Annotated in this window: 25 protein-coding genes; 11 read left to right on the top strand and 14 right to left on the bottom strand. The window is 70.7% G+C overall.

The genetic code is table 11. The features are described from left to right. Positions 1 to 103: 103 nt before the first annotated feature. Positions 104 to 841, bottom strand: coding sequence for a DUF4232 domain-containing protein (locus tag ACIP63_RS31260; protein WP_401522359.1), 738 nt, complete (start codon positions 839 to 841; stop codon positions 104 to 106). Between the two features lie 393 nt (positions 842 to 1234). Here ACIP63_RS31260 and ACIP63_RS31255 point away from each other — a divergent pair, with 393 nt between their 5' ends. Beyond that, the gene (locus ACIP63_RS31255; protein ID WP_401522357.1) at positions 1235 to 2677 is read left to right on the top strand and encodes a helix-turn-helix domain-containing protein; all 1443 of its coding nucleotides are present in this window, start codon (positions 1235 to 1237) and stop codon (positions 2675 to 2677) included. 49 nt (positions 2678 to 2726) lie between these two features. On the opposite strand, the gene ACIP63_RS31250 is transcribed toward ACIP63_RS31255, so the two are convergent. Next, complete coding sequence (locus ACIP63_RS31250; protein WP_401522354.1) at positions 2727 to 3662, bottom strand: RNA polymerase sigma-70 factor; 936 nt, start codon at positions 3660 to 3662, stop codon at positions 2727 to 2729. Positions 3663 to 3835: 173 nt separating this feature from the next. Between ACIP63_RS31250 and ACIP63_RS31245 the strand changes: the two genes are divergently transcribed. Continuing rightward, positions 3836 to 4321 (top strand): carboxymuconolactone decarboxylase family protein, encoded by a 486-nt coding sequence (locus ACIP63_RS31245; RefSeq protein ID WP_401522351.1) that lies wholly within the window; start codon positions 3836 to 3838, stop codon positions 4319 to 4321. Between the two features lie 70 nt (positions 4322 to 4391). Here the strand turns inward: ACIP63_RS31245 and argS are convergent, their stop codons facing one another. Continuing rightward, the gene (argS, locus tag ACIP63_RS31240) at positions 4392 to 6161 is read right to left on the bottom strand and encodes an arginine--tRNA ligase (RefSeq protein ID WP_401522348.1); all 1770 of its coding nucleotides are present in this window, start codon (positions 6159 to 6161) and stop codon (positions 4392 to 4394) included. A gap of 145 nt (positions 6162 to 6306) precedes the next feature. On the opposite strand from argS, the gene lysS reads away from it, so the two are divergent. Continuing rightward, the gene (gene lysS / locus ACIP63_RS31235) at positions 6307 to 8070 is read left to right on the top strand and encodes a lysine--tRNA ligase (protein ID WP_401522346.1); all 1764 of its coding nucleotides are present in this window, start codon (positions 6307 to 6309) and stop codon (positions 8068 to 8070) included. Positions 8071 to 8137: 67 nt separating this feature from the next. Here the strand turns inward: lysS and ACIP63_RS31230 are convergent, their stop codons facing one another. The 3 genes from ACIP63_RS31230 to ACIP63_RS31220 form a co-directional block, all read right to left on the bottom strand. Beyond that, positions 8138 to 9469: a DUF2637 domain-containing protein gene (locus tag ACIP63_RS31230; protein ID WP_401522342.1), complete on the bottom strand. Its 1332-nt coding sequence runs from the start codon at positions 9467 to 9469 to the stop codon at positions 8138 to 8140. A 182-nt stretch (positions 9470 to 9651) separates the two neighbouring features. Continuing rightward, positions 9652 to 10488: a DUF3558 domain-containing protein gene (locus tag ACIP63_RS31225; protein WP_401522339.1), complete on the bottom strand. Its 837-nt coding sequence runs from the start codon at positions 10486 to 10488 to the stop codon at positions 9652 to 9654. 186 nt (positions 10489 to 10674) lie between these two features. After that, positions 10675 to 11496: a DUF3558 domain-containing protein gene (locus ACIP63_RS31220; protein ID WP_401522337.1), complete on the bottom strand. Its 822-nt coding sequence runs from the start codon at positions 11494 to 11496 to the stop codon at positions 10675 to 10677. A gap of 171 nt (positions 11497 to 11667) precedes the next feature. On the opposite strand from ACIP63_RS31220, the gene ACIP63_RS31215 reads away from it, so the two are divergent. Next, a complete protein-coding gene (locus ACIP63_RS31215; RefSeq protein ID WP_401522335.1) occupies positions 11668 to 12861 on the top strand; it encodes an RtcB family protein in 1194 nt (397 codons plus the stop codon). 49 nt (positions 12862 to 12910) lie between these two features. On the opposite strand, the gene ACIP63_RS31210 is transcribed toward ACIP63_RS31215, so the two are convergent. Together ACIP63_RS31210 and ACIP63_RS31205 are read right to left on the bottom strand one after the other, a co-directional pair. Continuing rightward, a complete protein-coding gene (locus tag ACIP63_RS31210; RefSeq protein WP_401522332.1) occupies positions 12911 to 13669 on the bottom strand; it encodes an SDR family NAD(P)-dependent oxidoreductase in 759 nt (252 codons plus the stop codon). A gap of 78 nt (positions 13670 to 13747) precedes the next feature. Then, on the bottom strand, positions 13748 to 14083 hold the full coding sequence (locus tag ACIP63_RS31205) for a YnfA family protein (protein WP_099177679.1): 336 nt from the start codon (positions 14081 to 14083) through the stop codon (positions 13748 to 13750). 173 nt (positions 14084 to 14256) lie between these two features. Between ACIP63_RS31205 and ACIP63_RS31200 the strand changes: the two genes are divergently transcribed. Beyond that, positions 14257 to 14757 carry a hypothetical protein gene (locus ACIP63_RS31200; protein WP_401522330.1) on the top strand — a complete coding sequence of 167 codons (501 nt, stop codon included), beginning with the start codon at positions 14257 to 14259 and terminating at the stop codon, positions 14755 to 14757. 36 nt (positions 14758 to 14793) lie between these two features. Here ACIP63_RS31200 and ACIP63_RS31195 read toward each other — a convergent pair whose 3' ends face one another. After that, positions 14794 to 16281, bottom strand: coding sequence for an FAD-dependent oxidoreductase (locus ACIP63_RS31195; protein WP_401522327.1), 1488 nt, complete (start codon positions 16279 to 16281; stop codon positions 14794 to 14796). Positions 16282 to 16389: 108 nt separating this feature from the next. Between ACIP63_RS31195 and ACIP63_RS31190 the strand changes: the two genes are divergently transcribed. Then, the gene (locus ACIP63_RS31190; protein ID WP_401522325.1) at positions 16390 to 16962 is read left to right on the top strand and encodes a TetR family transcriptional regulator; all 573 of its coding nucleotides are present in this window, start codon (positions 16390 to 16392) and stop codon (positions 16960 to 16962) included. A gap of 21 nt (positions 16963 to 16983) precedes the next feature. Here ACIP63_RS31190 and ACIP63_RS31185 read toward each other — a convergent pair whose 3' ends face one another. After that, the gene (locus ACIP63_RS31185) at positions 16984 to 17733 is read right to left on the bottom strand and encodes a Mut7-C RNAse domain-containing protein (RefSeq protein WP_401522499.1); all 750 of its coding nucleotides are present in this window, start codon (positions 17731 to 17733) and stop codon (positions 16984 to 16986) included. Between the two features lie 213 nt (positions 17734 to 17946). After that, positions 17947 to 18783 (bottom strand): DUF6597 domain-containing transcriptional factor, encoded by an 837-nt coding sequence (locus ACIP63_RS31180; RefSeq protein WP_401522322.1) that lies wholly within the window; start codon positions 18781 to 18783, stop codon positions 17947 to 17949. A 73-nt stretch (positions 18784 to 18856) separates the two neighbouring features. Here ACIP63_RS31180 and ACIP63_RS31175 point away from each other — a divergent pair, with 73 nt between their 5' ends. Then, positions 18857 to 19429, top strand: a complete 573-nt coding sequence (locus ACIP63_RS31175) for a TIGR03086 family metal-binding protein (protein WP_401522319.1) — start codon at positions 18857 to 18859, stop codon at positions 19427 to 19429. Here the strand turns inward: ACIP63_RS31175 and ACIP63_RS31170 are convergent. Then, a complete protein-coding gene (locus ACIP63_RS31170) occupies positions 19362 to 19673 on the bottom strand; it encodes a hypothetical protein (RefSeq protein WP_401522316.1) in 312 nt (103 codons plus the stop codon). The two genes, ACIP63_RS31175 and ACIP63_RS31170, sit on opposite strands and share 68 nt — an antisense overlap. Positions 19674 to 19826: 153 nt before the next feature. Beyond that, positions 19827 to 20237 (bottom strand): MerR family transcriptional regulator, encoded by a 411-nt coding sequence (locus tag ACIP63_RS31165; RefSeq protein ID WP_401522313.1) that lies wholly within the window; start codon positions 20235 to 20237, stop codon positions 19827 to 19829. Between the two features lie 343 nt (positions 20238 to 20580). Here ACIP63_RS31165 and ACIP63_RS31160 point away from each other — a divergent pair, with 343 nt between their 5' ends. Beyond that, positions 20581 to 22083, top strand: a complete 1503-nt coding sequence (locus ACIP63_RS31160) for a SulP family inorganic anion transporter (RefSeq protein ID WP_401522310.1) — start codon at positions 20581 to 20583, stop codon at positions 22081 to 22083. Between the two features lie 43 nt (positions 22084 to 22126). On the opposite strand, the gene ACIP63_RS31155 is transcribed toward ACIP63_RS31160, so the two are convergent. Next, entirely contained in the window at positions 22127 to 22723 is a 597-nt protein-coding gene (locus tag ACIP63_RS31155; protein ID WP_362927964.1) for a hypothetical protein, read from the bottom strand. Positions 22724 to 23015: 292 nt separating this feature from the next. Here ACIP63_RS31155 and hemL point away from each other — a divergent pair, with 292 nt between their 5' ends. The 3 genes from hemL to ACIP63_RS31140 all read left to right on the top strand — a co-directional run bounded on the left by hemL (position 23016) and on the right by ACIP63_RS31140 (position 26449). Further along, positions 23016 to 24323: a glutamate-1-semialdehyde 2,1-aminomutase gene (gene hemL, locus ACIP63_RS31150; protein WP_401522307.1), complete on the top strand. Its 1308-nt coding sequence runs from the start codon at positions 23016 to 23018 to the stop codon at positions 24321 to 24323. Beyond that, positions 24320 to 25009 carry a histidine phosphatase family protein gene (locus ACIP63_RS31145; RefSeq protein WP_401522304.1) on the top strand — a complete coding sequence of 230 codons (690 nt, stop codon included), beginning with the start codon at positions 24320 to 24322 and terminating at the stop codon, positions 25007 to 25009. The genes hemL and ACIP63_RS31145 overlap by 4 nt, the downstream gene beginning before the upstream one ends. A 186-nt stretch (positions 25010 to 25195) precedes the next feature. After that, positions 25196 to 26449 carry a hypothetical protein gene (locus ACIP63_RS31140; protein WP_401522302.1) on the top strand — a complete coding sequence of 418 codons (1254 nt, stop codon included), beginning with the start codon at positions 25196 to 25198 and terminating at the stop codon, positions 26447 to 26449.

Raw genomic sequence — 26449 nt, 5'->3', positions numbered from 1 at the left:
CCGTAGCGGCCCGAACGCCCCTGACACGGGCGAACGGGCGTGACACCGATGCTGCGGTGTCACGCCCGTCGTCGGAGGCCGCGGAGCCTCGGTGCGGGAACGGTCAGTAGGTGAGGGCGTCGTCCATCTCGGTCTGCCAGTAGGTGACGGTCAGCGTGCTGTCGACGTACACGTCCTTGGACAGCGGGACGTTCACCATGGCGCCCGCGGACTCCGACTCCGCGTCCAGGAAGCCGACGCTCAGGTCCTGGGTGGAGTAGCCACCCGTGCCGCTGCCGCTGCCGTTGGCGGACGAGGTCATGACGCCGGCGTAGGCGGACTGGCCGGGCGCGACGGTGACGACGGCCTGCGGCTTGCTGTCCTCGACGACCGGGGGGACGGACTGCGCCTCACCGAAGCGCAGGACCGGGTAGTAGAAGGCGTTGCACGCCTTCGAGCCCGTGTTGGTCACGGTGAGCAGCATGTGGTTGACCGGACGCTGGACGCTGGTGATCGTGAGCTTGGTGTTCTCGCCGGTGCAGGTGGGCAGGGACGTGCTGCTGCGCTGCTGCTCCGCGGTGGAACCGGAACCCTTGGCGCTCTCGGAACCGGAACCGGAACCAGAGGTGCCGGCGTCTCCGGCCGTCTCCTTGCCGTCGGCCGTGTCGGATGCGGGGGCCGTGTCCGATGCCGGGGCCGCCGAAGCGCCGTCGGCCGGCTTCTGGGGCGCCGGGGCCTCGGCGTCGTACGCCGCCGGGGCCGCGCTGTCGCTCTGGCAGGCCGTCAGGGACAGGGCGGCGATCAGCGCCGCGGTACCCAGGACGGAGGCACGGGCGGCACGGCGGAAGTGAAGGTTGCGCATGAGTGGTTCTCCCCGTTCGAAGGTGGCATGTGCCCGGGGCGCCGTTTGGCACCCTGATGTGCGGGCGGGTCTACTGGTCGGTGACGCGTGATCAGAGGTTCTGCAGGAGTGCGATGACGACTGCGATGCAGACGATCAGCACCGCTGCGGCGACTGCGTCGGTCAGGCTGAGCGCAGGTCGAGTACGCATGGCGGCTCCCGGGACGGACGAGGGTGGGATGTACGGATCGCGGGGAACGCCGCGGTGTGTCCACATCTTGTCCAGGCCCGGATTCCCGCTGCAACGGCTGGCGGGGCACGCGGGACGCTGGAACGTCTGCACGTACTCTGACCTGCGCATACACCACGTCCCTGGAACGCGCTCCGGGAACGCACGGAAGGGGAACGGTCGAGGTGGGCACAGAGATCCAGGACTTCGCGGCGCTGCTCAGGGAGCTGAAGGAGAGGTCCGGGCTCAGTTACGGGGCGCTCGCCCAGAAGCTGCACATGAGCACCTCGACCGTGCACCGGTACTGCAACGGCGACGCCGTTCCTCATGACTACGCGCCCGTCGAGCGCTTCGCGCGGGTGTGCCGGGCGTCCTCCGACGAGTTGATGGCCCTTCACCGGAAATGGATCCTGGCCGACGAGGCGAAGCGGCGGGTGCCTCGGAAGCCGCAAGCGGCCGGGGCCGCCGGGGGGTCCCCTGACAAGACCGACGTGCCCGACGCGTCCGACGCGTCCGCTCCCGCGCTCGCGGATTCCGAGCCCGCCGCGTCCGAGCCGGCGGCCTCCGGACCCGCACGTGCCGACGGCACCGCTCCCCAGGCGGAAGCGGAACCGCCGTCGCGGCCCGAACCGGAATCAGTGTCGGAGGACGTGACGCCCCAGGGGCCACACCCTGACGGCGTACCCGCTCCGCGCCGTCGCACCAGCAGGAAGCTGCGCGTCCTGTTCACCGCGGTGGCGGTCGTGGCACTCACCGTTTCCGCCGCCTTCGCCGTCCGCGGCCTCGGGAGCGATGAGCCCTCGGACGACAAACGGGTGGACGCGGGGCTCAGCCTCGCGCCGGTCGTCCCCACGGGCAGGGTGAGCGGGAGCGTGAAGCCCAGCAAGAGCGCCGGTCCGTCCGCCGGGGCCAGCCGGACCGCCTCCTCGCCGACGGCCGGCGGGAAGAGCGCCACGCCTTCGCCGTCCTCACGCCGGACGCAGAGCGGCGGTGGCGTACCCGTGCACGCGACCATCAGTTCGTACAACTGGGAATCGCCCTGCGGGCAGTACTACTTGTTCGACCAGGCGCCCGACGACCTGCCGCCGGCGCCCCCGCCTCAGGACACCCGTAGCTGGGCACGGGTCCTCGACGGTGTGGACGGGGGTGACATGAAGCTCGAACTCACCCTCCAGGGGACGTCCGGCGAGGCGGTCGTGCTGAACGGGCTGCACGTACGGGTGCTGGGGCGCAACGCGCCGCTCGCCTGGGGCGCGTACTCGATGGGGAACGGCTGCGGAGGAGGCATCACGCCGCAGACCTTCGACATCGACCTGGACGACAGCCGGCCGCGTACGAAGCCCGTCGCGGGCGAGGACGCCGGCGTGGTCGTCCCCGCGAAGGACTTCCCGTACCGGGTGAGCTCCACCGACGTGGAGGTCTTTCACCTCGACGCGCATGTGGAGGGGCACGACGTCACCTGGTACCTGGAGCTGGAGTGGACCAGCGGTGGCAGGAGCGGGATGCTGCGCATCGACGACGGGGGCAAGCCCTTCCGTACGAGCAGCCTCAAGGCCCGGCCGTCGTACTACTACCGTTCCGACACGGCGCAGTGGGTCCCGGAGGAGTGGGGCCCGGAGGACCAGTGACGGCAGGGCAGTGATGGCAGGGCAGTGACGGGGCGGGCCGGCCGCGGTCTCAGCGGCTCAGGACGGTCTCGTGCTCCATGCGTGACAGCTTCTCGGGGTTGCGCACGGCGTAGAGCCCGGTGATGAGCCCGTCGTCGATGCGTACGGTCACCACGGTGTCGAGCGCGCCGCCGAGCTTGACGACCAGTGCCGGGCAGGCATTGACGTGCGCCGTCCGCAGCGACAGCGCGGTGGCCTTGCCGAGCCCGCCGATCAGCAGGCGGGCCACCTTGTCGGCCCCCACGACGGGCCGGAGGACGGCCTGCCTGACTCCTCCGCCGTCCCCGAGGAGGACGGCGTCCGGGGCGAGGACGTCGAGCAGGCCCTGCAGATCGCCCGTTTCCACGGCCCGTCTGAACGCGTCGAGCGCGCCCCGGGTCTCGGCGGGGGAGACGGTCCCGCGCGGGCGGCGCGCCGCGACGTGGGACCGGGCCCGGTGGGCGGTCTGGCGGACCGCGGCGGGGGTCTTGCCCACGGCTTCGGCGATCTCCTCGTAATCGAGGGCGAACACCTCGCGCAGCACGAACACCGCCCGCTCGGCCGGTGTGAGCGTCTCCATCACCAGCAGCATCGCCATCGAGACGCTGTCGGCCAGCTCGACGTCGTCCGCCACGTCGGGCGTGGTGAGCAGGGGCTCGGGCAGCCAGGTGCCGACGTAGGACTCCTTGCGGCGGCCGAGCGTGCGCAGCCGGCCCAGTGCCTGCCGCGTGGCGATCCTGACGAGGTACGCCCGGGGGTCGCGCACCGTGCCGAGGTCGACGTCCGCCCACCGCAGCCAGGTCTCCTGGAGGGCGTCCTCCGCGTCGGCGGCCGAGCCGAGCATCTCGTAGGCGACGGTGAACAGCAGATTGCGGTGGGCGACGAACGCCTCGGTCGCGGGGTCGGGGCGCCCCTCGCCGGTCGGCTGCCCGGCCGTGTCCCTGGGGTGCGTTCGCTCGCTCTCCACCGGCTGCTCCTGCCTGCTCGCTGTCGACGGTGCCTCGCCCACAAGACGCCGGCCGCCGCCGCTCTGTGACATCGGTGAGCGGTGATGCAGGTCACAGAGGTGTCCCGTCACAGGGGGCGTGCCGGCGGCATCTCGTGTTCGTCCGAGTGACCACAACGAGTGAGGACGACGTCATGGACGCACGGTTCAACCTGTTCGAGAACGAGATCGGTATGAAGTTCGCCAAGCGGTTCGCCGGCACGGGCCTGGTGGTCCAGCAGTCGGCGCTGCCGAAGGCCACGCAGGAGCTGGTGTCGCTGCGCGTCAGCCAGATCAACGGCTGCGGGCACTGCATCGACATGCACGTCAAGGAGGCGGCGGCCGCCGGTGAGACCGCGGTCCGGCTCCACCTGGTCGCCGCCTGGCGCGAGTCCACCGTGTTCACCGAGGCCGAGCAGGCGGCGCTGGCGCTCGCCGAGGAGGGCACGCGGCTCGCCGACGCCCAGCCGGGCGTGTCCGACGAGACCTGGGCCCAGGTGCGCAAGCACTACGACGACGACCAGGTCGCGGCGCTGATCTCCCTCGTCGCCCTGATGAACGCGGCCAACCGGCTCGCCGTGATCACGCACCAGAAGGGGGGCTCCTACGAGCCCGGCGCCTTCGCCGCCGCGTTCGGCTGACCGGCGGGAACGCGCACGGGCCCGGCCGGGATCGAGTGATCCCGGCCGGGCCCGTGCGGCAGCCGGAGGGTCAGAGGCGCTCGGGCGTCCTGATGCCGAGCAGCTTCATGCCCTGGTGCAGGGTGCGGGCGGTGAGCTCCACGAGGAACAGCCGGTTCTCGACGACCTCCGGGGCGTTCTCGTCGCTGAGCACCTGGCACTGGTCGTAGAACGTCGTGAGGTGTGAGGCCAGCTGGTAGAGGTACGCGGCCAGCTTGTGCGGCTCGTACCCCCCGGCCACCTCGGCCAGGACCTCACCGAACTGGTCCAGGTGCAGGCCCAGCGCACGCTCCGCCGGGGCCAGCTCCAGCTCCGGGTGCGCGGCGGGCCTGGCCTCGCCCGCCTTGCGCAGGATGGAGCGGATCCGGGCGTAGGCGTACTGGAGGTACACCGACGTGTCGCCGTTCAGCGACACCATCTGGTCCAGGTCGAACTTGTAGTCCCGTACGGCGGAGGTCGACAGGTCCGCGTACTTCACGGCGCCCACGCCGACGTACCGGCCGTTCTCGACGATCTCCTCCTCGGACAGGCCCACCTTCTCGGCCTTCTCCCGGACCACGGCCGTGGCCCGCTCGACCGCCTCGTCCAGCAGGTCCTCCAGCCGGACCGTGACGCCCTCACGGGTCTTGAACGGCTTGCCGTCCTTGCCGAGGACCGTGCCGAAGGCCAGCTGATGGGCCTTGACGTCCTCGTTCAGCCAGCCGGCGCGGCGGGCCGTCTCGAAGACCATCTTGAAGTGCAGGGACTGCCGGGCGTCCACGACGTAGACCAGGCTGTCGGCCTTGAGGTTCTGGACGCGGTCCCGGATCGCGGAGAGGTCGGTCGCCGCGTAGCCGTAGCCGCCGTTGGTCTTCTTGACGATCAGCGGGACCGGGTTGCCGTCCGGGCCCTTCACGTCGTCGAAGAACACGCACAGCGCACCCTCGGAGCGGACGGCGACGCCCGTCTCCTCCAGGATCCGGCAGGTCTCCTCGAGCATGTCGTTGTAACCGGACTCGCCGACGATGTCGGGGTCGTCGATCTCCATGTCGAGCTTGTTGAAGACCGAGTAGAAGTAGATCTTCGACTCGTCGACGAAGCGCTGCCAGTGCGCCAGCGTCTCCGGGTCGCCGGCCTGGAGGGCCACCACCCGGTCGCGGGCGCGCGCCTTGAACTCCTCGTCGGAGTCGAAGAGGGCCCGCGACGCCTTGTAGACCCGGTTCAGCGACGACATCGCCGCCTCGCCGTCCGCCTTGTCACCCTCGTGCTTCAGCTCGTCCGGGTGCTCGAAGAGATACTGGATGAGCATGCCGAACTGGGTGCCCCAGTCGCCGATGTGGTGGCGCCGGACGACGTTCTCGCCGGTGAACTCCAGGATCTGGACCATCGCGTCACCGATGACCGCCGACCGCAGGTGGCCGACGTGCATCTCCTTCGCCACGTTCGGCTGGGCGTAGTCGATCACCGTCGTGCCGGGGGCGGACTTCAGCGGCACACCGAGCCGGTCGCCGTCGGCGGCCCGCGCGGCGAGCGTGCTGATGATCGCCCGGTCGGTGAGCGTGACGTTGAGGAAGCCGGGGCCGGACACCTCGATGTCCTTGATCAGCTCACCCGCCGGGAGGGCCGCGGTGACCTGGGAGGCCAGCTCACGCGGGTTGCCCTTGAGCTTCTTGGCGAGCGCGAGGATCCCGTTGGCCTGGAAGTCGGCCCGGTCACTTCGGCGCAGCAGCGGGTCCGCGGTGCCGGCATCCGGCAGTGCTGCCGTCAGGGCGTCCGCCAGCTGCTGCTGGAGCGTGGAAGCGAGGGAATGGACCGAAGCCATGAGCCGGCTGCCGTTTCCGTAGGAGACAAAGGATCAGTCCAGTATCCCACGGGGTGTAAAGCCGTTTTCGCGCTGCGGGTGGTACCTGGGAGAATGGGGGTGCCCCCCGTGGGCGTCCCCTACGAGTCCTACACGAGAGAAGGACGTGCCGACCGTGGCTTCGAGTCAGAGCAGCACCGAGACCGACTGGGTCTCCCGCTTCGCGGACGATGTCATCGCCGAATCGGAGCGACGTGCGCCTGGCAAACCGGTCGTCGTCGCCTCCGGGCTCTCCCCGTCGGGCCCGATCCACCTCGGCAACCTCCGCGAGGTCATGACCCCGCACCTGGTCGCCGACGAGATCCGCCGCCGCGGGTACACCGTGCGCCACCTGATCTCCTGGGACGACTACGACCGCTACCGCAAGGTGCCGAACGGTGTCGAGGGCGTCGACGACTCCTGGCAGGCGCACATCGGCAAGCCGCTGACCTCGGTGCCCGCCCCGGCCGGGTCCGCGTACCCGAACTGGGCCGAGCACTTCAAGGCCGCGATGACGCAGGCCCTGGACGAGCTCGGCGTGGAGTACGACGGCATCAGCCAGACCGAGCAGTACACGGCGGGCACCTATCGCGAGCAGGTCCTGCACGCGATGAAGCACCGGGCCGACATCGACGCCGTACTGGACCGCTACCGCACCAAGAAGGACGGCGCGGCGGGCGCCAAGGGCGGCGGCAAGAAGCCGCAGCAGAAGAAGGTCGACGAGGCCGAGCTGGAGGCCGCCGAGGGCTCCGGCGCGGCGGACGAGGACGACGGCAGCTCGAACGCCGCCGGCTACTTCCCGTACAAGCCCTACTGCGGCAACTGCGAGAAGGACCTCACCGTCGTCACGTCCTACGACGACGACACGACCGAGCTGAACTACACCTGCTCGGCCTGCGGCTTCGCCGAGACGGTCCGGCTCAACGAGTTCAACCGCGGCAAGCTGGTCTGGAAGGTCGACTGGCCGATGCGCTGGGCCTACGAGGGCGTGATCTTCGAGCCCAGCGGCGTGGACCACTCCTCGCCGGGCTCCTCCTTCGTCGTCGGCGGCCAGATCGTGCGCGAGGTCTTCGACGGCGTCCAGCCGATCGGGCCGATGTACGCGTTCGTCGGGATCTCCGGCATGGCGAAGATGTCCTCCAGCAAGGGCGGCGTGCCGACCCCGGCCGACGCGCTGAAGATCATGGAGGCGCCGCTGCTCCGCTGGCTGTACGCGCGCCGCAGGCCGAACCAGTCCTTCAAGATCGCCTTCGACCAGGAGATCCAGCGGCTGTACGACGAGTGGGACTCGCTGGCCCGCAAGGTGGCCGACGGCACGGTGCTGCCCGCCGACGCCGCCGCCTACGCCCGGGCCATCGGCACGGCCGCCGGGGAGCTGCCCAGCACCCCCCGCCCGCTGCCGTACCGCACGCTCGCCTCGGTCGCGGACATCACCGCCGGCGCGCAGGACCAGACGCTGCGCATCCTCAGCGAGCTCGACCCGGAGAACCCGCTGACCTCGCTCGACGAGGCGCGGCCCCGGCTCGACCGCGCCGAGAACTGGATCACCACCCAGGTGCCGGCCGAGGCCCGCACCATCGTCCGTGACGAGCCGGACAAGGAGCTGCTGGGCTCCCTGGACGAGCAGGGCCGCGAGTCGCTGCGGCTGCTGCTGGAAGGGCTCGACTCGCACTGGTCGCTGGACGGCCTGACCACGCTGGTCTACGGGGTGCCGAAGGTGCTGGAGGGTCTGGAGCCGGACGCCAAGCCGACACCCGAACTGAAGGTCGCCCAGCGCTCCTTCTTCGCGCTGCTGTACCGGCTGCTCGTCGGCCGCGACACCGGGCCGCGCCTGCCCACGCTCCTCCTGGCGGTGGGCGCGGACCGGGTGCGGACGCTGCTCGGCGCGTAGCACCACGGATACGACAACGGGCGGGCCGCTCAGCGGCCCGCCCGTTTCCTTCTGTCCGCTTCCGCTTCTACGCGATGTGGTCCGCGGCCATCTCGCTGTCGAAGCGCTGCTTGAAGCCGGGCAGCAGCCGGCGGAGCAGGGCGGCGCTGCGCGGGTGGTGGACGTTGTGGACGTCCGAAAGGGTTATGTCGAGCGCCTCGGCACTCGGGTGGGTCTGGTGCTGGTGCGTGTACTCGGCGTACGCCTCGTACGCGAACTTGCTGAACTCGGCCTCGGCCTCGGCCCATTCGGTCGGGTCGGGCTCCTGGGCCACGTCCTGCTCCTGCTCCTGTCCGGGGCCCGGCTCGGCGGAGCGGGGGTGTGGGAACGCGCCGATCGTGCCCACGTTGCCGAGCGGACGGGTCCGGTTGCCGGCGCCCGAGGGGATCATGACCGGGGCGGGCTCCATGCCCTCGTCGTACTCCGGGTCGTACGCACCCTCGTACGTCTCGTCCAGGACCCTGGAGGCCGCGAACCAGGGGCTGTCGTGCGCACCGGGGTCCTCGTGGGGGTACTGCTGCTGGGCTTGCTGGTGCTGCTCCTGGTGCTGCTGGTCGTACGCGTCGTACGTGTCGTACGGGGCCGGCTGCTCCTGCGGCTGCGGGGCGTACGGGAGTTGGGGTTGCTGCTGCTCGGTCTCCACGGCTGCCGGGGCGGGCGGCAGCAGGGCCGGTTCGATGCCCGCGGCGGCGAGGCCGGCCGGGGCGGTCTCGGCGAGCGGGACGCCGTACTTCGCCAGACGCAGCGGCATCATCGACTCGACGGGCGCCTTGCGCCGCCAGTTGCGGCCGAAGCGGGCCTGGAGACGGGCCTGGTAGATCAGCCGGTCCTGTTCGAGCTTGATGACCTGCTCGTAACTGCGCAGCTCCCACAGCTTCATCCGGCGCCACAACTTGAAGGTGGGGACAGGGGAGAGCAGCCAGCGGGTGAGGCGGACGCCCTCCATGTGCTTGTCGGCCGTGATGTCCGCGATCCGGCCGACCGCGTGCCGCGCGGCCTCGACGGCGACGACGAACAGGATGGGAATCACCGCGTGCATGCCGGTGCCCAGCGGGTCGGGCCAGGCGGCGGCGCCGTTGAACGCGATCGTCGCCGCGGTCAGCAGCCAGGCGGTCTGACGCAGCAGCGGGAAGGGGATGCGCATCCACGTCAGCAGCAGGTCCAGCGCGAGCAGGACGCAGATGCCCGCGTCGATGCCGATCGGGAAGACGACGGAGAACTCTCCGAAGCCCTTCTCCTCCGCGAGTTCGCGCACCGCGGCGTACGAGCCCGCGAAACCGATCGCGGCGATGAGCACGGCCCCGGCGACGACGACCCCGATGAGCACGCGGTGTGTGCGTGTCAGCTGCATGGCGGCCACCCGCGAATCCCCTCCCGACTTCGATGAACCGGTTCCACTTCGGCACCCGGCGCGCGCACAGCCTGGCACATGCCGGCCGGGCGTGTTGCGTGGGGAGGGGCCGAAGCCCGGTACTCGCAGGAGTACCGGGCTACGTCAAAGCGCCTGTGGGCAGGAGAGTTGGCGCTCCTGCCCGGCTCAGGTCACGACTTGTCGACGGCCTTGGAGGACGACTTCGACGGCGACTTGGAAGGCGACTTCGCGGACGCCTTCGCCGACGACTTGGACGACGGGGAGGACGACGCCTTGGCGGAGGGGGAGGCTGAGGACTTCCCCTCACCGTCGTCGCCGACCGCGGCCACGGCTTCCTTGGCTGCCTTCTGGGCGTCCTTGAGGATGTCGGCGGCGGAGGGCGTCTTGGCGCCGGCGAACCCGGCCCCGTTGTAGGTGACGCTGACGACGACGTTCCCCGTGCGGGCGACGATCGTCGCGTACTCGAAGTCTTCCTTCGACTTGGTCAGGCCGTACGTGACCGCGGTGGCCTGCTCACCGAGGCCGGTGGCGGGCTTGGCCGAGGCCTTCTCGGCGCCTTCGGTCGCCTGCGCCTTGGAGACCTGCTTCGTGTACTCGTCCGTCGCGCGCTTGGCGCCGCTGCCCAGGGACTGGTCCGAGTCGAAGCGGGTGAAGCCGACGTCGAGCCAGCGGTACTGCGAGCCCTTGACGCCGTTGTCGTCCAGGCCGTTCCAGGAGCAGCCGCCACGGCTCGCGGTGTCGCTGGACTTGCCCGGGGTGCCGCCCTTGGTCTTGGCCTTCGGAACCAGGTCCTCGATCGTCTTCTTCCCGATCGAGGTGCAGGCGTCGGGCAGCGTGGAGAACTTCGCGGGCTCGACGGTGGGCTCGGACTTCTTCGCGCTCGGGGAGGCAGAGGAGGCGGAGCCCTTCGCGTCGTCGGAGTCCGACGAGCAGCCGGCGACGACGAGCATCACCGGAACGGCGGCGCAGGCGAGTATGCGGGACAGTCGCGGGGCTGATCGGTGCATGGTTCCTTCACTCGGACGGCACGGCGGTCTCGGTCGTGCGGGTGGTCGGGCGGCGATGCGTCTCGCGCTATGTCGGTCGGTACGTCGGTCGGGGGCCACGGTACGACGGACTGCGTCCTGATGCCGCCTTCGGCCGGAGGCCCGGGGGCGCGCACCGAACCCCGGCCGGAGGCCGTCGGGGCCCGGTCAGTCGCTGAGGGCCTCGTCCAGTTTCCGGGCCAGGGCCTGGGCCTTCTCCTGCAGTTCCCTGCTGTCGGGAACCTCGGTGACGCGGGCCGGCTGCTCCGTGTAGTGGACGGTCACGATGACGTTCGATGTGCGGAATACCACGCTCACGGTGCGGAGCTGCGCGGTGGAACCGGCCCGGGTGAGAGCGTCGTCCAGGAACGCGGCGTCCCCGAGCTCGTCGAGCAGCCGCGGCCGGAGGTCCTCGTCGGGGTCGGCGTCGGTGGTGCTGCCCGACGGGTCGGCGGAGGGCGAGGCGGACGACGAGCCGCCCGGGGAGCCGGACGGTGTGCCGCCGGCCGACGCGGAGGCCGATCCGCTGGGAGTCTCGCTGGGGGTGGCACCTGTCGAGGTGGTGGGAAGGGCGGCGGCGTCCTGCTTCTTCGCGTACACGTCCCGGGCGCGGTCGTCGTCGCTCACGGCGGGGTCGTACGACACGACGCGCTCGAAGTCGATGGACAGATTCCGGGAGGCGTCCGGGGCGTCCGACTTCCAGCGGCAGCCGACCTTGCGGTCGGTGTCGTAGGTGACGGTGGCTGTGCCCTCGTACACCTTCTCCTGCTGGTCCTCGGGCAGTCCGGCGGCGCCGGGCAGCAGATCCTTGAGCGTGGAGATCGGCACGGCACGGCAGGATTCGGGCAGCGTCCGGTACTTCCCGGGAGGCGCGGCCGTGACCGTCGGGCTGCCGGGCTTGCTGTCGGCGGCGGGGTCGTCGGCGTCGGAGCCGGCGCTGCAGCCGGCGACGAGCGCCACGAGAAGCGCGACGCCGGGTACGTACGCCATGTGTCGCACGGTCCCAGGCTCCCTTCGGTACGAAAACGGGTTGCCGCTGGATAGCGGCCGATGGACACAATGTGTATCGCACGCGCCGCTGTGAATGCCGGTCGGCCGACCTGTATGCCGACCTAGGCACCGGTTTTGCGCTTTCAGTCTTTTCGGGGGAATCGAGGAGTTATGTCGTATGTAGAGGTACCGGGTGCGCAGGTTCCCATCCGCATGTGGGCGGACCCGGCGTCGGTGGAGGACGTCGCGATGCAGCAGCTGCGGAACGTGTCCACGCTGCCCTGGATCAAGGGCCTCGCGGTCATGCCGGACGTCCACTTCGGCAAGGGCGCGACCGTCGGCTCGGTGATCGCGATGCACGGGGCGGTCTGCCCGGCCGCGGTGGGTGTGGACATCGGCTGCGGGATGTCGGCGGTGAAGACGTCGCTGACGGCCAACGACCTGCCGGGGGACCTCTCGCGACTGCGGTCGAAGATCGAGCAGGCGATCCCGGTCGGCCGGGGGATGCACGACGACACGGTGGATCCGGGCAAGCTCCACGGGTTCCCGACGAGCGGCTGGGACGACTTCTGGTCGCGGTTCGACGGGATCGCCGAGGCGGTCAAATTCCGTCAGGAACGCGCCACAAAGCAGATGGGAACGCTCGGATCAGGTAATCATTTCATCGAGTTCTGCCTCGACGAGGCCGGAGCGGTGTGGCTGATGCTGCACTCCGGCTCTCGGAACATCGGCAAGGAGCTCGCCGACTTCCACATCGGGCAGGCCCAGAAGCTTCCGCACAACCAGGGTCTGGTCGACCGTGACCTGGCGGTCTTCATCGCCGACACCCCGCAGATGGCGGCGTACCGTAACGATCTGTTCTGGGCGCAGGAGTACGCCAAGTTCAACCGCTCGATCATGATGGGTCTCTTCCAGGACGTGGTCCGGAAGGAATTCAAGAAGGCCAGGGTCACCTTCGAGCCGGTCATCTCCTGCCACCACAACTACGTGGCGGAGGAGCGGTACGACGGCATGGACCTGCTGGTCACCCGGAAGGGCGCGATCCGGGCGGGCTCGGGGGAGTTCGGGATCATCCCCGGCTCCATGGGGACCGGCTCGTACATCGTGAAGGGGCTCGGGAACGCGAAGTCGTTCAACTCCGCCTCGCACGGTGCGGGCCGGCGGATGAGCAGGAACGCCGCCAAGCGGAAGTTCTCCACGCAGGACCTCGAGGACCAGACGCGGGGCGTGGAGTGCCGCAAGGACTCCGGTGTGGTGGACGAGATCCCGGCGGCGTACAAGCCGATCGAGCAGGTCATCGACCAGCAGCGGGACCTGGTCGAGGTCGTCGCGAAGATCAAGCAGATCGTGTGCGTGAAGGGCTGAGCCGGGGGCCGACGCCGGTAGCGGACGCCGGCCCCGGCCCGCCGGGGGTTCAGCGGGTGCGGTGCACCTTGGAGTTGGAGGCCTGGGCTCGGGGGCGGACCACCAGCAGGTCGATGTTGACGTGGCTGGGGCGGGTGACGGCCCAGGTGATCGTGTCGGCCACGTCGTCGGCGGAGAGCGGGGCGTCGACGCCCGCGTAGACCTTGGCGGCCTTCTCGGTGTCGCCCCGGAAGCGGGTGGTGGCGAACTCCTCGGTCTTGACCATGCCGGGAGCGACCTCGATCACCCGGACCGGGGTGCCGACGATCTCCAGCCGCAGGGTCTCCGCCAGCACGTGCTCGCCGTGTTTGGCCGCGACGTAGCCGCCACCGCCCTCGTACGTGGAGAGCCCGGCCGTCGACGAGAGGATCACGACGGTGCCGTCGCCGCTCGCGGTGAGGGCGGGGAGCAGGGCCTGGGTGACGTTGAGCGTGCCGATGACATTGGTCTCGTACATCTGGCGCCAGTCGGCGGGGTCGCCGGTGGCGACGGGGTCGGCCCCCAGCGCTCCGCCGGCGTTGTTGACCAGGACGGCCAGGGACCGGAACGCGGTGGCGAACTCGTCGACCGCCGCGCGGTCGGTGACGTCCAGGGTGTAGGCCGTCGCCTGGTGGCCCGCTTCGGTGAGCTCGGCGGCCAGTGCCTCTATGCGGTCCTTGCGGCGTGCGGTGAGCACCACGCGGTATCCGGCCGTGGCCAGCTGCCTGGCGGTCGCGGCGCCGATGCCGCTGCTCGCGCCGGTGATGACGGCGATGGGGGTGGCGGCCATGGGAACTCCTCGGGCAGCTGATCGATACGGGGCCAGGATAGGCGTGGGCGTCCGGCCCGGCTTCAGCGGTTTGCGGGTTCAGTGGTTGCGGGGGGCGTACATGATCAACGCCATGCCGGCCAGGCAGATCAGCGCGCCGGTCACGTCCCAGCGGTCCGGGCGGTAGCCGTCGGCGACCATGCCCCAGGCGATCGAACCGGCGACGAACACCCCGCCGTACGCCGCGAGGATCCGGCCGAAGTCACCGTCCGGCTGGAGTGTGGCCACGAAACCGTAGGCGCCCAGGGCGATGACCCCCGCGCCGATCCAGATCCAGCCGCGGTGCTCGCGCACGCCCTGCCAGACGAGCCAGGCGCCCCCGATCTCGAAGAGAGCGGCCACGACGAAGAGGGCTACGGAACGGGCGACGAGCATGGGGCCAGCGTGTCACGCGGGGGCGAGGCCGTGTGCGGTGGAGGCCCGGCCGGTGGTGCCGGTGCGTGAGGGCGGCGGTGAGCGGGCCGTGAGGGTGGGCCGTGCGAGTGGGGCAGCGCGGCGAACGGGTCCGTACATAGGGGTGATTGGCGTCCTGTCGGTATGTTCGGCTGATGCGATTGACGCGTAGAGCAGTGCTGAACGTGCCCGCCGTGACGGCGATGATGGCGGCTGTGGTGCTGGGGCCGGGGCTCTCCGCCGTGGCCGAGCCGGCGCCGCGCGGGATCGCGCCGGAGGCGGACGTGTCCCATCACGGACGGGTCTCTCTCCAGGAGGAGCGGATCGGGATCCAGCTGCGGACCGGGAACCGGGGGCCGTCGCCACTCGACGACGCGACCGTCCGGCTGCGCTTCTCCGTGCCGCTCGCGCCCTGGCAGAGGCTGCCCCAAAACTGTCTGCGCAGCGACAGCCGGACGGTGCTGTGCGGGACCGGCCCGCTGCGCGTGGCCGCGGAGGCCAGGCGCACCGCCCTCGGCCTGCGCCTCGCGAGCCGGCCGGCCGAGGTCGTGGTGCGGGTGGACACGCTGTGGAACGGCGGCGCCAGCGACCGGAACCGGCGGAACGACACGCACGAGGTGCTGGCCCTCTCCACAGGTGACGTGTACGCCTTCTGAGACGGGGCGGGGGCGGGCCGGGCCGTCCGGGTCCGGTCATCGGCCGAGGGCCCGTCGCAGGGCGTCGGAGTCGGGGCGCTCGGCCGCCCAGGCGATGTATCCGTCGGGGCGGATGAGCAGCGTGGTCGTGCGGTCGCCCGCCCAGTGAGCGTGGACGAGGGGGGCTGGTCCGGTCGGAGCGGCGGGGGTGTCGCGGGGTGTGACCAGGACGAAGGAGCCCTCGCGCAGGAGCTCCGCCAGACGGCCTTCCGTGAGCCGCAGGTCGGGGGCGCGGGTGCCCGCGAGGCGGTGGCTGCCCTTCGGTGCGCCGTAGGAGATCCCGACTCCGGAGATCCTTCCCATGACCTGGTCCGAGGCCGGGCGGGCGACCGAGAGGGCCCTGGTGAGGGCGGTCCGCAGGAGCCGCTGCCACGGGGTCCTGGCCATGGCCAGACGGATGATCGCGCCGCTGGCACGCAGGACCTGGGAGCCGACCGGGTGCCTCTCCGCGTGGTAGCTGTCGAGCAGTGCTTCCGGGTCGGTGGCGTGCCCGCGCAGGACGGCCGCGAGCTTCCAGGAGAGGTTCGCCGCGTCCTGGAGTCCGGTGTTCATGCCCTGGCCCCCTGCCGGGGAATGGACGTGGGCGGCGTCCCCGGCGAGGAAGACCCGGCCGGTGCGGTAGGCGGGCACCTGGCGTTCGTCGCTGTGGAACCGTGAGACCCAGCGGGCGTCGTGCATCCCGTGGTCGGTGCCGAGCGCTGTGCGCGTGATCTCACGCAGCTCGTCGAGCTCCACGGGGTCGCTGTCGTCGGCCTGGTGGGTGCGGTCCCAGCCCATGACGCGGTACCAGCCGTCGCCGAAGGGGGCGATGAAGGCGAAGGCGTCGCCCGCGCCGTTGACCGTGAGCACCCCGGCGGGTGCCTCGCTGAGCCGGACATCGGCCAGGACGATGGACTTGATCACGGCCTCGCCGGGGAAGGGCAGGCCGAGGGCCTGGCGAACGGAGCTGCGCACCCCGTCCGTGCCCACGAGATACCGGGCCTCGATGGTGGAGCGGGTGCCGTCGGCGTCGCGTATCCCGGCGGTGACCGTGTCTCCGGTGGCGGGGTGGTTCAGGCCGAGCAGCTCGGTCCCGAACCGGAAGTCCACGCCGGCCTTGAGCGCGCGCTCCCTCAGCAGGTTTTCCACCTCGTACTGCGGAGTGATGAGGAGGAAGGGGAAGCGGGAGCGGAGCCGCGTGAGGTCGAGCGAGAGTCTGCCGAAGAGCCGCATCCGGCTGAGACGCGTGCCGGTCGCGACCAGCGCGTCGGCGAGACCTCGCGTGTCGAGCAGCTCCAGCGTGCGGGCGTGCACGGCGAAGGCGCGGGTCAGATTGCCCGTCTCTTGCGGGCGGCGCTCGACGAGGGTGACCGACAGGCCCTGGGCGGCGAGGTCGCCCGCCAGGAGCAGGCCGGTCGGGCCCGCGCCCACGACGACGACATCCCTGGTGGCGGAGTGGCTGGATCCCGTGCTGGACGTGCTGGGCGTGCTGGACGTGCCGGTCATGGCGGCCTCCGTTATGGCAAATGCCAACGCTTGTTGGTCAACGCTTGTTGGCAACGTTAGAGCGGGTGCGGATGGCTTGTCAACGGATGTTGGCCTACAGTTGTTGGCATGACAGCGCGCACCCCCTCCCCACGCCGCTCGGACGCCACCAAGGCGGCGATCCTCGAAGCCGCCCGTGAGCGGTTCGCCGCCGACGGGTACGAGCGCGCCACGATCAGGGCCATCGCCCGTGACGCACGCATCGACCCGTCGATGGTGATGCGCTACTTCGGCTCCAAGGAGGGGCTGTTCGCCGCCGCCTCCGCGTTCGACCTGCGGTTGCCCGCTCTGGGCGCGCTGCCCGGCAAGCACGTCGGCGCGGTGCTCGTCGGCCATTTCCTGGACCGCTGGGAGCAGGACGACGTGCTGACGGGCCTGCTCAGGGTCGGCGTCACCAACGAAGCCGCGGCCGAGCGGATGCGGTCGGTCTTCACCGAGCAGCTCGGGCCGATCACCGAGGGCGTCTGCCCCGACCCCGCCGACGCCCCCCGGCGCGCGGCGCTCGTGGCCTCGCAGATCCTGGGCATGGCGCTCGCCCGGTACGTCCTGCGGTTCGAGCCCGCCGTCGCGATGTCCCGGGAGGAGGTCGTCGTCTGGCTCGCGCCCACGGTCCAGCGCTATCTGACGGCCGAGCAGCCCTGAGGGCGGCGCCCGCGCGGCGCCTCAGGCCGTCGGTGTCCGGCTCCCCGCCCCGCCGAACTCGCGCACGGCGTCCGTCACGATGGATTCCAGACGGGCGTGGTGGGCGCCCCGCCAGTACACCCGGCCGCAGGCGGTGCACTCCGCGAACACGTCGTAGCCCGCCTGAGTGCCCTTCTCCAGCCGGGAGCTCACGGAGTCCTTGTCGGCCGCGGTGAGCTGCCCGTTGCAGGCGGTGCAACGGGTCCACGGCGCAAGTACGGGGGCGAAGCGGCCCAGGACGTCGCGGAGCTGTTCGTCGGGCCGGTCGCTGTAGACGTACGCCCCCGCCCAGATCTCCCTGCGCCGGAGCAGCCCGCGGTCGCGCGAGAGCATGACACGTCGCTGCTCGGCCGAGAGGGCGGCGAGCGCCGGGTCGCCGATGTCCTCGCTCTCGTACGCGGCGTCCACGCCCAGGAGCCGCAACCGCCGGGCGAGTGTGCCGAGATGGACGTCGAGCAGGAAGCGCAGCGGTGCGCCCGGGACCTGCTGGGGGCGTCGTACCGCCCGTACCTCGACCCGTTCGCCGGCTCCGGGGATGTGGGACACGGGCACGGGGTGGCCGTCGACGAGGAGCTCCCCGGCCTCGGTGAGCGGGACGCCGAGGGACTCCACGACGTGTCCGAGGGTCGACGAGCCGTCCGTGGTGACGGCCGTGCGCCCGCGTCGGCGGTCGTGGGCGACGAAGAGCCGCAGTTCCGGGGCTACTTCGAGGGTGATCTCGGGTCCGTTCACCTGGTCAGGATGCCATTGCGCGAGGCGCGGCGGCGAGAGCTTTCCGGCCGCCGCGTCGGAGCGGGCCGGCACGGCGACGGCCGAGGTGGCGGCCGACGCGACGGCCGAGGTGGCGGCCGACGCGATGGTGGGGCGCTGGGAACCGGTGAGGACCGTCCACCCCCGTCCCGTGCCTCTCGTCGCCCAGCCGCGTGGGACGGGCACGTGCGGCTGTCAGCGCTGGGCGAAGGCCGTCGGCGGGACACCGACGGTGGCGGTGAAGTCCCTGACGAGGTGCGCCTGGTCGCTGTAGCCGAGGTCGGCGGCGAGCTCCGCCCAGTCGGGCTCCGGGTCCGTCCCGGCGCGCTGCAGCGCCTCGTGGATGCGGTGGCGGAGGATGACCCACTTGGGCCCGACCCCCACATAGGCGGAGAACAGCCGCTGCAGCGAGCGAACGGAGAGGCCCCCCGCGCGGGCGAGGGTGCCGACCCGCAGCAGGGAGCGGTCCGTGCGTACGAGCTCGGCGAGCTCCGTGGCGAGTTCCGCCTGGGGGTCCGGCGCGGGCAGGAGCGACAGCGCGTACGTGTCCAGAGCCGCGACCCGGGCGTCCTCGTCGTCAGGGGCGAGTACCGTCCGCGCCGTCGCGGAGGCGGGCCGTCCGTGCTCCGGGACGGCCAGCGCCTCGTCGGCGGGGACCCGGCGTCCGGTCCACTCCGACACGGGCCGCTGCGGGGCGAACGGCCGGAAGGCTCCCGGCCGGAACTTCACGCCGCACACCCGTCCCCTGCCCTCCAGCCGCCGGCTGAACAGGCCCTGCACGATGCCGTAGACCTCGGCGGAGTCCTCCTGCCCCGCCTCGCCGCCCGGCTCCGTCCGCTGGAAGACCAGGTGGACGCTCGGGTGCGGCACCACGTGCGAGGTGTACGGCTCCCGGAGGTCCCAGTCGATCAGCCAGTAGTGCTCCACATGAGGGCGCAGCGCGGGTGCGGGGTCGCGGAGGCGGAAATGCACGCGGGCGAACAGGTCAGGGGCGTCGACGATGCCCCGCGTCTCACGTCCGGGTCCGGCCATGGCCGGATCCTATGGGGTGTCACTGTCGTGTTTCTTCAAGACGCCGTGGCCCGCCGGGGGCATCGTCGGAGACATGAAGACGATCAGCGAACTCCTCGAAAAGGCAGCCGCGCAGGCGGTCCCCGTCGTCCGGGGAATCGACGACGGCCGGCTGGCCGACGGCACGCCGTGCGACGAGTACGACGTCCGGGCCCTGCTGAACCATCTCTTCCTCGTGATCGACAACTTCCGGATCCTGGCGGCCAAGGGAACGCCCGACTTCAGCGGCACCGAGGACGTCGTCACGGGGGACTGGCGCGGCCGGTTCGACGACGGGACTGCGCAGCTGGTGAAGGCATGGGCCGAGCCGGGAGCGGAGGAAGGCGAGGCCGGAGGCATGGCGATGCCGGCCAGAACGGTGGGGCTCATGGTGCTGGGGGACCTGACCGTGCACGCCTGGGACCTGGCCCGGGCCACGGGCCAGGACTTCGTGCCGGACCCGGCCGTGGTGACGGAACTGGAGCCGGGACTGGCGGCGATGGCCCCGCAGGCGCGGGAGATGAAGGTGTTCGGCGAGCCGTTCCCCGTGGCGCCCGGAGCTACCGCTTTCGAGCGGGTGCTGGCCGTGACGGGCCGGGATCCCGGCTGGCGCCCGGCCGGCCACTGACGGCCGGGGCGCTCCCGGCCTCATGGGGGCCGGCCGGGTCGGCGTAGAGCCTGCCGAGGCCGGCGTACGCGCTGTCGACGACGGCCTCGGCCCGGACCAGCACGTCGCGTGCCGCGAGACGGGCCGCCCTGTGTGTGTACGGCGGTGGGGGTTTCCGGCGCTGCCGACGGCTGTCGCAGACGGCGTACACCCCGCTCGCGATGACCACCGCCGGGACGGCCAGGGTCAGCAGCAGGTCGTCCATGAGGGGGCCTCCTCGGGGGTCGTGCTCCTTGCATCGGCAGACCCTGCGGTGCGGCTGGAGATCATTCTTCGGCCAATGAATGGCCGAAGATGGTCTCAGCACCCCGAGGACGACAGCCCGGCAACACCGCCGGGCCGGAAGGGGCCCCAGGGGTCACGCGTCCGGTGGCCCGCTCCGGTCCAGTCGTATGCGCAGGGCCAGGGCGAACTCCTCGGCCCGCGCCAGCTGGACCCGCAATTTGGCGACCTGCTCGGACGCGGTCCGCTCGTAGGCGCTGACCCGCTCCAGGAGTTCGTTCCGCTCGCCCGCCGTCAGTTCCCCGTCCTCGTCGAGCCGGGTGACCACTTCCAGCAGCCCCCGCATCTCGTCGAGGGTGAAGCCGAGGGGCTTCATCCGGCGGATGACCATCAGCCGGGCCACATCCGCCTCGGTGTACAACCGGAACCCACCACGGGAGCGGGCGGAGGGAGCCACGAGCCCGGAGTCCTCGTAATGCCGGATCGTGCGCAGGGACAGCTCGGTGCGCGCGGCGACCTCGCCGATCTGCATGTGCTCGTTGCTCACGGTGCCCACGTGCCCTCTCGACTCCCGCCGTGACCACGGGAGGACGGCGTTCCGTTCCCTACCCTAACGTTAGGGTAGGGTTGCTCGGTGCCGGCTGTCCGGGGCCGCCGATGCCCCCGGCGCGGTGCGGGCCGACAAGGTCGGCTCGACCAGGGGCCTGCGACCGGTGGAGCGCGTGGGCCCGTCACGGTCGCTCACCGCGATCCCGGCGACGGCCGCGCGCTGTCCGCCCCCATACGTCCGTCCGCCGCCGTGGACGATCCGCAGGACGCCGTCCGGCCTCCGCACCCCCCCCCGCACGCCCCGGTCCGCCGGGTATGCCCGAGCAACGACAGGTCGCGCCTTGCCCTCATCCGTACTGTCCCCGGCCGGCCGGCTGCGCGGCTTCCGGCCCTCCTGGCTGTCCCCGAAGGTCTTCCGCACGGAGGCACTGGCCGGCCTCGTGGTGGGGCTGGCGCTGATCCCCGAGGCGATCTCGTTCTCGATCATCGCCGGGGTCGATCCGGCGGTCGGCCTGTTCGCCGCGTTCACGATGGCCGTCGTCATCTCGGTCGTCGGCGGCAGGCCGGCGATGATCTCCGCGGCGACGGGCGCGGTCGCGCTCGTGATCGCCCCGCTCAACAGGGAGCACGGATTCGGATACCTGATCGCGGGAGTCATCCTGGGCGGGGTCTTCCAGGTCGTCCTCGGCGCGCTCGGTGTCGCCAGGCTGATGCGGTTCGTGCCCCGGAGCGTGATGGTCGGCTTCGTCAACGCGCTGGCGATCCTGGTCTTCATGGGCCAGGTCCCCGAACTGAGCGATGTCCCCTGGCCGGTGTATCCGCTGGTCGTCGGCGGGCTGGTCCTGATGGTGCTCTTCCCGAGGATCACCAGGGCGGTCCCGGCCCCGCTGGTCTCCATCGTCATCCTGACCGCGATCACCGTCGCCGCGGGCATCGCGGTGCCGACGGTCGGCGACAAGGGCGAGCTGCCCTCGTCCCTGCCGGTCCCCGGCCTGCCGGACGTGCCCTTCACCCTGGACACCCTGACCACCGTCGCCCCCTACGCGCTGGCCATGGCGCTCGTGGGCCTGATGGAGTCGCTGATGACGGCCAAACTGGTCGACGAGATCACCGACACCCACTCCAGCAAGACCCGTGAGTCCATCGGCCAGGGCATCGCCAACATCGTGACCGGCTTCCTGGGCGGCATGGGCGGCTGCGCCATGATCGGCCAGACCATGATCAACGTGAAGGTCTCCGGCGCCCGCACCCGGCTGTCCACGTTCCTCGCGGGCGTCTTCCTCATGGTGCTCTGCATCGCGTTCGGACCGCTCGTCTCGCGCATCCCGATGGCGGCCCTCGTCGCGGTCATGGTCATGGTGTGCTTCGCCACCTTCGACTGGCACTCCGTCGCGCCCGGGACCCTGAAGAGGATGCCCGCCGGAGAGATCGCGGTCATGGTGATCACGGTGGTCTGCGTGGTCGCCACCGAGAACCTCGCCGTCGGCGTGGTCGTCGGCTCGGTCACCGCCATGGTCATCTTCGCCAGGAGGGTCGCCCACCTGGCCGACGTCACGTCCGTCACGGACCGGGACGGCGGCCGGATCGTCTACTCCGTCTTCGGTGAGCTCTTCTTCGCCTCGTCCAACGACCTCGTCGGACGGTTCGACTACGCCGCCGATCCCCGGCTGGTCGTCATCGACCTGGCGGAGGCACACATCTGGGACGCCTCGGCGGTCGCGACGCTGGACGCCATCACCACGAAGTACGAACAGCGCGGGAAGAGCGTGGAGATCATCGGCCTCAACGAGCGGAGCGCCGATCTCCACGGCTCGCTCAGCGGCCGGCTCGCCGGGGGCAACTGAGCACCTCGGGGCCCATGGGCGGAAGCGGAGTCCGCCGCCGCCGTCAGGGCCACACCAGGCAGTACGCCTGGTGGCCCGCGTCGTGCAGCCGGTAGGAGAAGTCCTGCCACTCGTGGAGCAGTTGGTAGACGTTGAACGCGTCACGCGGGCCGCCGCGGTCCGGGACCGTGGACCAGATGAAGGCCGCCGCGCCGACCGATTCCTCACCGACGTCCCGCAGCGGGTCGACCACCGTCATCGGCAGCTTGACCACGGCGTAGTCGGGATGGAGCACGACCAGCTCCAGCGGGGGCACCTTGTTCAGGGGTATGCCCTGTATGCCGGTGAGGACCATGGCCGCCACCGTCTCGGGCTTGATCTTGCTGAACATGCCGCCCATGCCCAGCTCGTCACCGCCCAGCTCCTCGGGACGCATGGAGATGGGCACACGTGCGGCGGTGGCCCCGTCAGGGGCACCGAAGTACTTGTAGGTCACCCCCACCCTTCCACTGCTCCTGCTCCCCGAACCGTCGACGCCGCCCGCCTGGACGTCCCGTACGCGCTCGGCCTCGCGCTCGGCCTTACGCCGGTGCCGCCCTCGCCGGGCAGGCTCGGGCCCCAGGTCGTCGGTCCCTTCGCCCACTCCGCCACCGCGATGCATATCTCATCCACCCGACTACTTCTTAGGAGACACAGCCCCGCCGCGCAACCCGATCATCGTCAGTGACCTCCCCCACGGGCGTGCGGTGAAACACCTGTCCGCAAGACCGTCGACGCCTCTGACACCATGGCATGTGTGAGCTTTCCCTATGACGCCCCAGTTTCGCAGACGCGAGGAGACTGACGCCCTTTCGTTGTACGAGCCTCATACGGGGAGAGCGCGCTCCCTGCTCACCGGCGGCCGGGAATACCGGCCAGGCCCCCCGAAACCCGAATCGCAGATCAGGACCAAAGTGGCGTATTCATACGAAGCCCCAGTTTCGCAGACGCTTTTCGACCGTGCGTCCCTCGTGACGCCCGGCGGCGTGAACTCTCCCGTGCGTGCCTTCCAGGCCGTGGGCGGTACGCCCCGGTTCATGGTGTCCGGTACGGGTCCGTACCTCACCGACGCCGACGGCCGTGAGTATGTCGACCTCGTGTGTTCATGGGGGCCGATGATCCTCGGCCACGCGCACCCGGAAGTCGTCGCGGCCGTCCAGGACGCCGTGGCCCGGGGTACCTCCTTCGGTACGCCGGGGGAGGGCGAGGTCGCGCTCGCCGAGGAGATCGTGGCCCGGATCGAGCCCGTGGAGCAGGTGCGGCTGGTGTCGTCCGGCACCGAGGCGACCATGTCCGCGATCCGGCTCGCCCGTGGGTTCACCGGGCGCGCCAAGGTCGTGAAGTTCGCCGGGTGCTACCACGGGCACGTCGACGCGCTGCTGGCCTCGGCCGGCTCCGGGGTCGCCACCTTCGGCCTTCCCGACACGCCCGGCGTGACCGGCGCCCAGGCGGGGGACACGATCGTGCTGCCGTACAACGACCTGGAGGCCGTACGCGCCGCGTTCGCCGCGCAGCCGGGTGAGATCGCCTGTGTGATCACCGAGGCGTCGCCGGGCAACATGGGCGTCGTACCGCCCCTGGACGGCTTCAACGCCGGGCTGAAGGAGATCTGCGCGGCCGACGGCGCGCTGTACATCTCCGACGAGGTGATGACCGGTTTCCGTACGTCCAAGGCCGGCTGGTACGGCATCGACGGGGTGCGGCCCGACCTGATGACCTTCGGCAAGGTCATGGGCGGCGGCTTCCCCGCCGCGGCCTTCGGCGGCCGTGCCGACGTGATGGCGCACCTGGCCCCCGCCGGCCCCGTCTACCAGGCGGGCACCCTCTCCGGGAACCCGGTCGCCACCGCCGCCGGCCTCGCCCAGCTGCGGCTGCTGGACGACGCGGCGTACGCGAAGGTCGACGCGGTCTCCGCGGAGCTGCGCTCCCTGGTCGGCGAGGCGTTCACCAAGGAGGGCGTCGCGCACACGGTGTCGGCGGCGAGCAACATGTTCTCCGTCTTCTTCACCGACGAGCCCGTCCGGAACTACGAGGAGGCGAAGAAGCAGGAAGCCTTCCGCTTCACCGCGTTCTTCCACTCGATGCTGGAGCAGGGCGTCTACCTGCCGCCGTCCGCCTTCGAGTCCTGGTTCGTCTCCACCGCCCATGACGCGAAGGCTCTGGAGCGGATCGCCGCTGCGCTGCCCGCCGCCGCCCGTGCCGCATCGGAGGCCACCGCATGAGCGGGAACAGTGCGAAGGACATCACCGTCGTCCACCTGATGCGCCACGGTGAGGTGCACAACCCGGACGGCGTGCTCTACGGGCGCCGCGCCGGCTACAGCCTGTCCGAGCTCGGCCGCAAGATGGCCGACCGGGTCGCCGAACACCTGGAGAAGCGCGACATCACGCATGTCGTGGCCTCCCCGCTGGAGCGCGCCCAGGAGACGGCCACGCCGATCGCCAAGTCGCACGGCGTGGACCTGGCGACCGACCGGCGTCTCATCGAGGCCGCCAACGTCTTCGAGGGCAAGACCTTCGGGGTCGGCGACGGCGCGCTGCGCAAGCCCGAGAACTGGAAGCACCTCACCAACCCCTTCAAGCCGTCCTGGGGTGAGCCGTACGTCGAGCAGGTCGTACGGATGATGGGCGCCCTGGACGCGGCGCGTGACGCCGCCCGGGGGCACGAGGCGGTCTGCGTCAGTCACCAGCTGCCGATCTGGATCGTGCGGAGCTTCGTGGAGCGGCGCCGGCTGTGGCACGACCCGCGCAAGCGGCAGTGCACCCTGGCCTCGCTGACGACCTTCACGTACCAGGGCGACGAGATCGTGTCGGTCGGATACACCGAGCCCGCCCGGGACCTGGTGCCGGCGCATCTCCTCGCGGGTGCGAAGCCGGTCAAGGGGAAGTCCAAGGCGTTCGGGGCGTAGCCGCCCGTATGCCGCGCGCCGGGGCTCGCGTTTCCCGCCGTTCTGTATGCCGTGTGCGGCACCTGTAAGGGTCTGTTCACGTAACAACTTTTGTGATTATCAGTGGAACCGTCGTGTTGGTTTCCTCATCTAAGCCATCGCCAGTTTGTATGGCCTTGAGGTAATACGACCGCAGATGGGGACGCTATGCGCGAAATCAACCGAAGGGGCCTGCTCGGGGCAGGACTCGGAGCCGCAGCCGCACTGTCGATGGCCGGCTGCGGCTCCCTCGGATCGTCGGACAGCCGGGCGGATCCCGAGAAGAGTCCCGGCGGCGGTAAAGGAACGCACGGGAATGGCGGAGGAGCCCCCGGAAAACAGGTGAGACTCATCGGTGACGGCTCCACGTCGGACACCGGAAAGCAGCCGAATCAGCCCGCCGCCCCCGTCCCGCTCGAACCGGGCCAGAAGCCGCCGCAGTTCGTGATCTTCTCCTGGGACGGAGCGGGCGAGGTCGGCAACGGACTCTTCCCGCGCTTTCTCGAACTCGCCAAGGAACACGACGCGGCGATGACCTTCTTCCTCTCCGGGCTCTATGTGCTGCCCGAGTCGAAGAAGTCGCTCTACCGCCCGCCCAACAACCCCCGGGGCGCCTCCGACATCGGCTATCTCACCGATGACCACGTCAAGCAGACCCTGAAGTACGTCCGGCAGGCCTGGCTCGACGGGCACGAGATCGGCACCCATTTCAACGGGCATTTCTGCGGCGGTTCCGGATCGGTGGGCAACTGGACACCCGCGCAATGGCAGAGCGAGATCGATCAGGCGGTGTCGTTCGTCACCGAATGGCGGACCAACACCGGGTGGGAGGATGTCGAACCGCTGCCGTTCGACTACCGGAAGGAACTGGTCGGGGGCCGTACGCCCTGTCTGCTCGGCCAGGACAATCTCCTCCCCACCGCGAAGCAGCTCGGCTGGCGCTACGACGCGAGCTCGCCGGGCGGCAGCCAGATGTGGCCCGAGAAGCGCCAGGGCGTCTGGGACCTTCCGCTTCAGGGAATTCCCTTCCCCGGCCACACCTTCGAAGTCCTCTCCATGGACTACAACATCCTCGCCAACCAGTCGAAGAATTCAACCAATGGCATGCCCTCCCGCTATCCGGGATGGCGCACCCAGGCCACCGACGCGTATATCGCCGGATTCGACCGCGCCTACGAGACGAACCGGGCGCCCTTCTACGTCGGAAACCACTTCGAGGAGTGGAACGGCGGCATCTACATGGACGCCGTGGAGGACGCGCTCAAACACATCGCGGGCAAGCCGGATGTGCGCCTCGTCTCCTTCCGGCAGTACGTCGACTGGCTCGACGCACAGGACCCCGCGGTGCTCGCGAAGCTCCGTACGCTCCAGGTGGGACAGGCCCCCGAAGGCGGCTGGAACGCCTTCTTTAAACAGGCTTGA

It is taken from the genome of Streptomyces sp. NPDC088746 (genome assembly GCF_044751065.1).
Classification (GTDB): domain Bacteria; phylum Actinomycetota; class Actinomycetes; order Streptomycetales; family Streptomycetaceae; genus Streptomyces.
This window is presented reverse-complemented; position numbering and strand designations above follow the sequence as displayed.

Excerpts from the sequence above, each read along its gene's own strand:
- ACIP63_RS31260 (WP_401522359.1), bottom strand. The coding sequence starts at position 841 with ATGCGCAACCTTCACTTCCGCCGTGCCGCCCGTGCCTCCGTCCTGGGT.
- ACIP63_RS31245 (WP_401522351.1), top strand. The coding sequence starts at position 3,836 with ATGGACGCACGGTTCAACCTGTTCGAGAACGAGATCGGTATGAAGTTC.
- argS (WP_401522348.1), bottom strand. The coding sequence starts at position 6,161 with ATGGCTTCGGTCCATTCCCTCGCTTCCACGCTCCAGCAGCAGCTGGCG.
- ACIP63_RS31225 (WP_401522339.1), bottom strand. The coding sequence starts at position 10,488 with ATGCACCGATCAGCCCCGCGACTGTCCCGCATACTCGCCTGCGCCGCC.
- ACIP63_RS31220 (WP_401522337.1), bottom strand. The coding sequence starts at position 11,496 with ATGGCGTACGTACCCGGCGTCGCGCTTCTCGTGGCGCTCGTCGCCGGC.
- ACIP63_RS31215 (WP_401522335.1), top strand. The coding sequence starts at position 11,668 with ATGTCGTATGTAGAGGTACCGGGTGCGCAGGTTCCCATCCGCATGTGG.
- ACIP63_RS31210 (WP_401522332.1), bottom strand. The coding sequence starts at position 13,669 with ATGGCCGCCACCCCCATCGCCGTCATCACCGGCGCGAGCAGCGGCATC.
- ACIP63_RS31205 (WP_099177679.1), bottom strand. The coding sequence starts at position 14,083 with ATGCTCGTCGCCCGTTCCGTAGCCCTCTTCGTCGTGGCCGCTCTCTTC.
- ACIP63_RS31200 (WP_401522330.1), top strand. The coding sequence starts at position 14,257 with ATGCGATTGACGCGTAGAGCAGTGCTGAACGTGCCCGCCGTGACGGCG.
- ACIP63_RS31195 (WP_401522327.1), bottom strand. The coding sequence starts at position 16,281 with ATGACCGGCACGTCCAGCACGCCCAGCACGTCCAGCACGGGATCCAGC.
- ACIP63_RS31190 (WP_401522325.1), top strand. The coding sequence starts at position 16,390 with ATGACAGCGCGCACCCCCTCCCCACGCCGCTCGGACGCCACCAAGGCG.
- ACIP63_RS31180 (WP_401522322.1), bottom strand. The coding sequence starts at position 18,783 with ATGGCCGGACCCGGACGTGAGACGCGGGGCATCGTCGACGCCCCTGAC.
- ACIP63_RS31175 (WP_401522319.1), top strand. The coding sequence starts at position 18,857 with ATGAAGACGATCAGCGAACTCCTCGAAAAGGCAGCCGCGCAGGCGGTC.
- ACIP63_RS31170 (WP_401522316.1), bottom strand. The coding sequence starts at position 19,673 with ATGGACGACCTGCTGCTGACCCTGGCCGTCCCGGCGGTGGTCATCGCG.
- ACIP63_RS31155 (WP_362927964.1), bottom strand. The coding sequence starts at position 22,723 with ATGCATCGCGGTGGCGGAGTGGGCGAAGGGACCGACGACCTGGGGCCC.
- ACIP63_RS31145 (WP_401522304.1), top strand. The coding sequence starts at position 24,320 with ATGAGCGGGAACAGTGCGAAGGACATCACCGTCGTCCACCTGATGCGC.
- ACIP63_RS31140 (WP_401522302.1), top strand. The coding sequence starts at position 25,196 with ATGCGCGAAATCAACCGAAGGGGCCTGCTCGGGGCAGGACTCGGAGCC.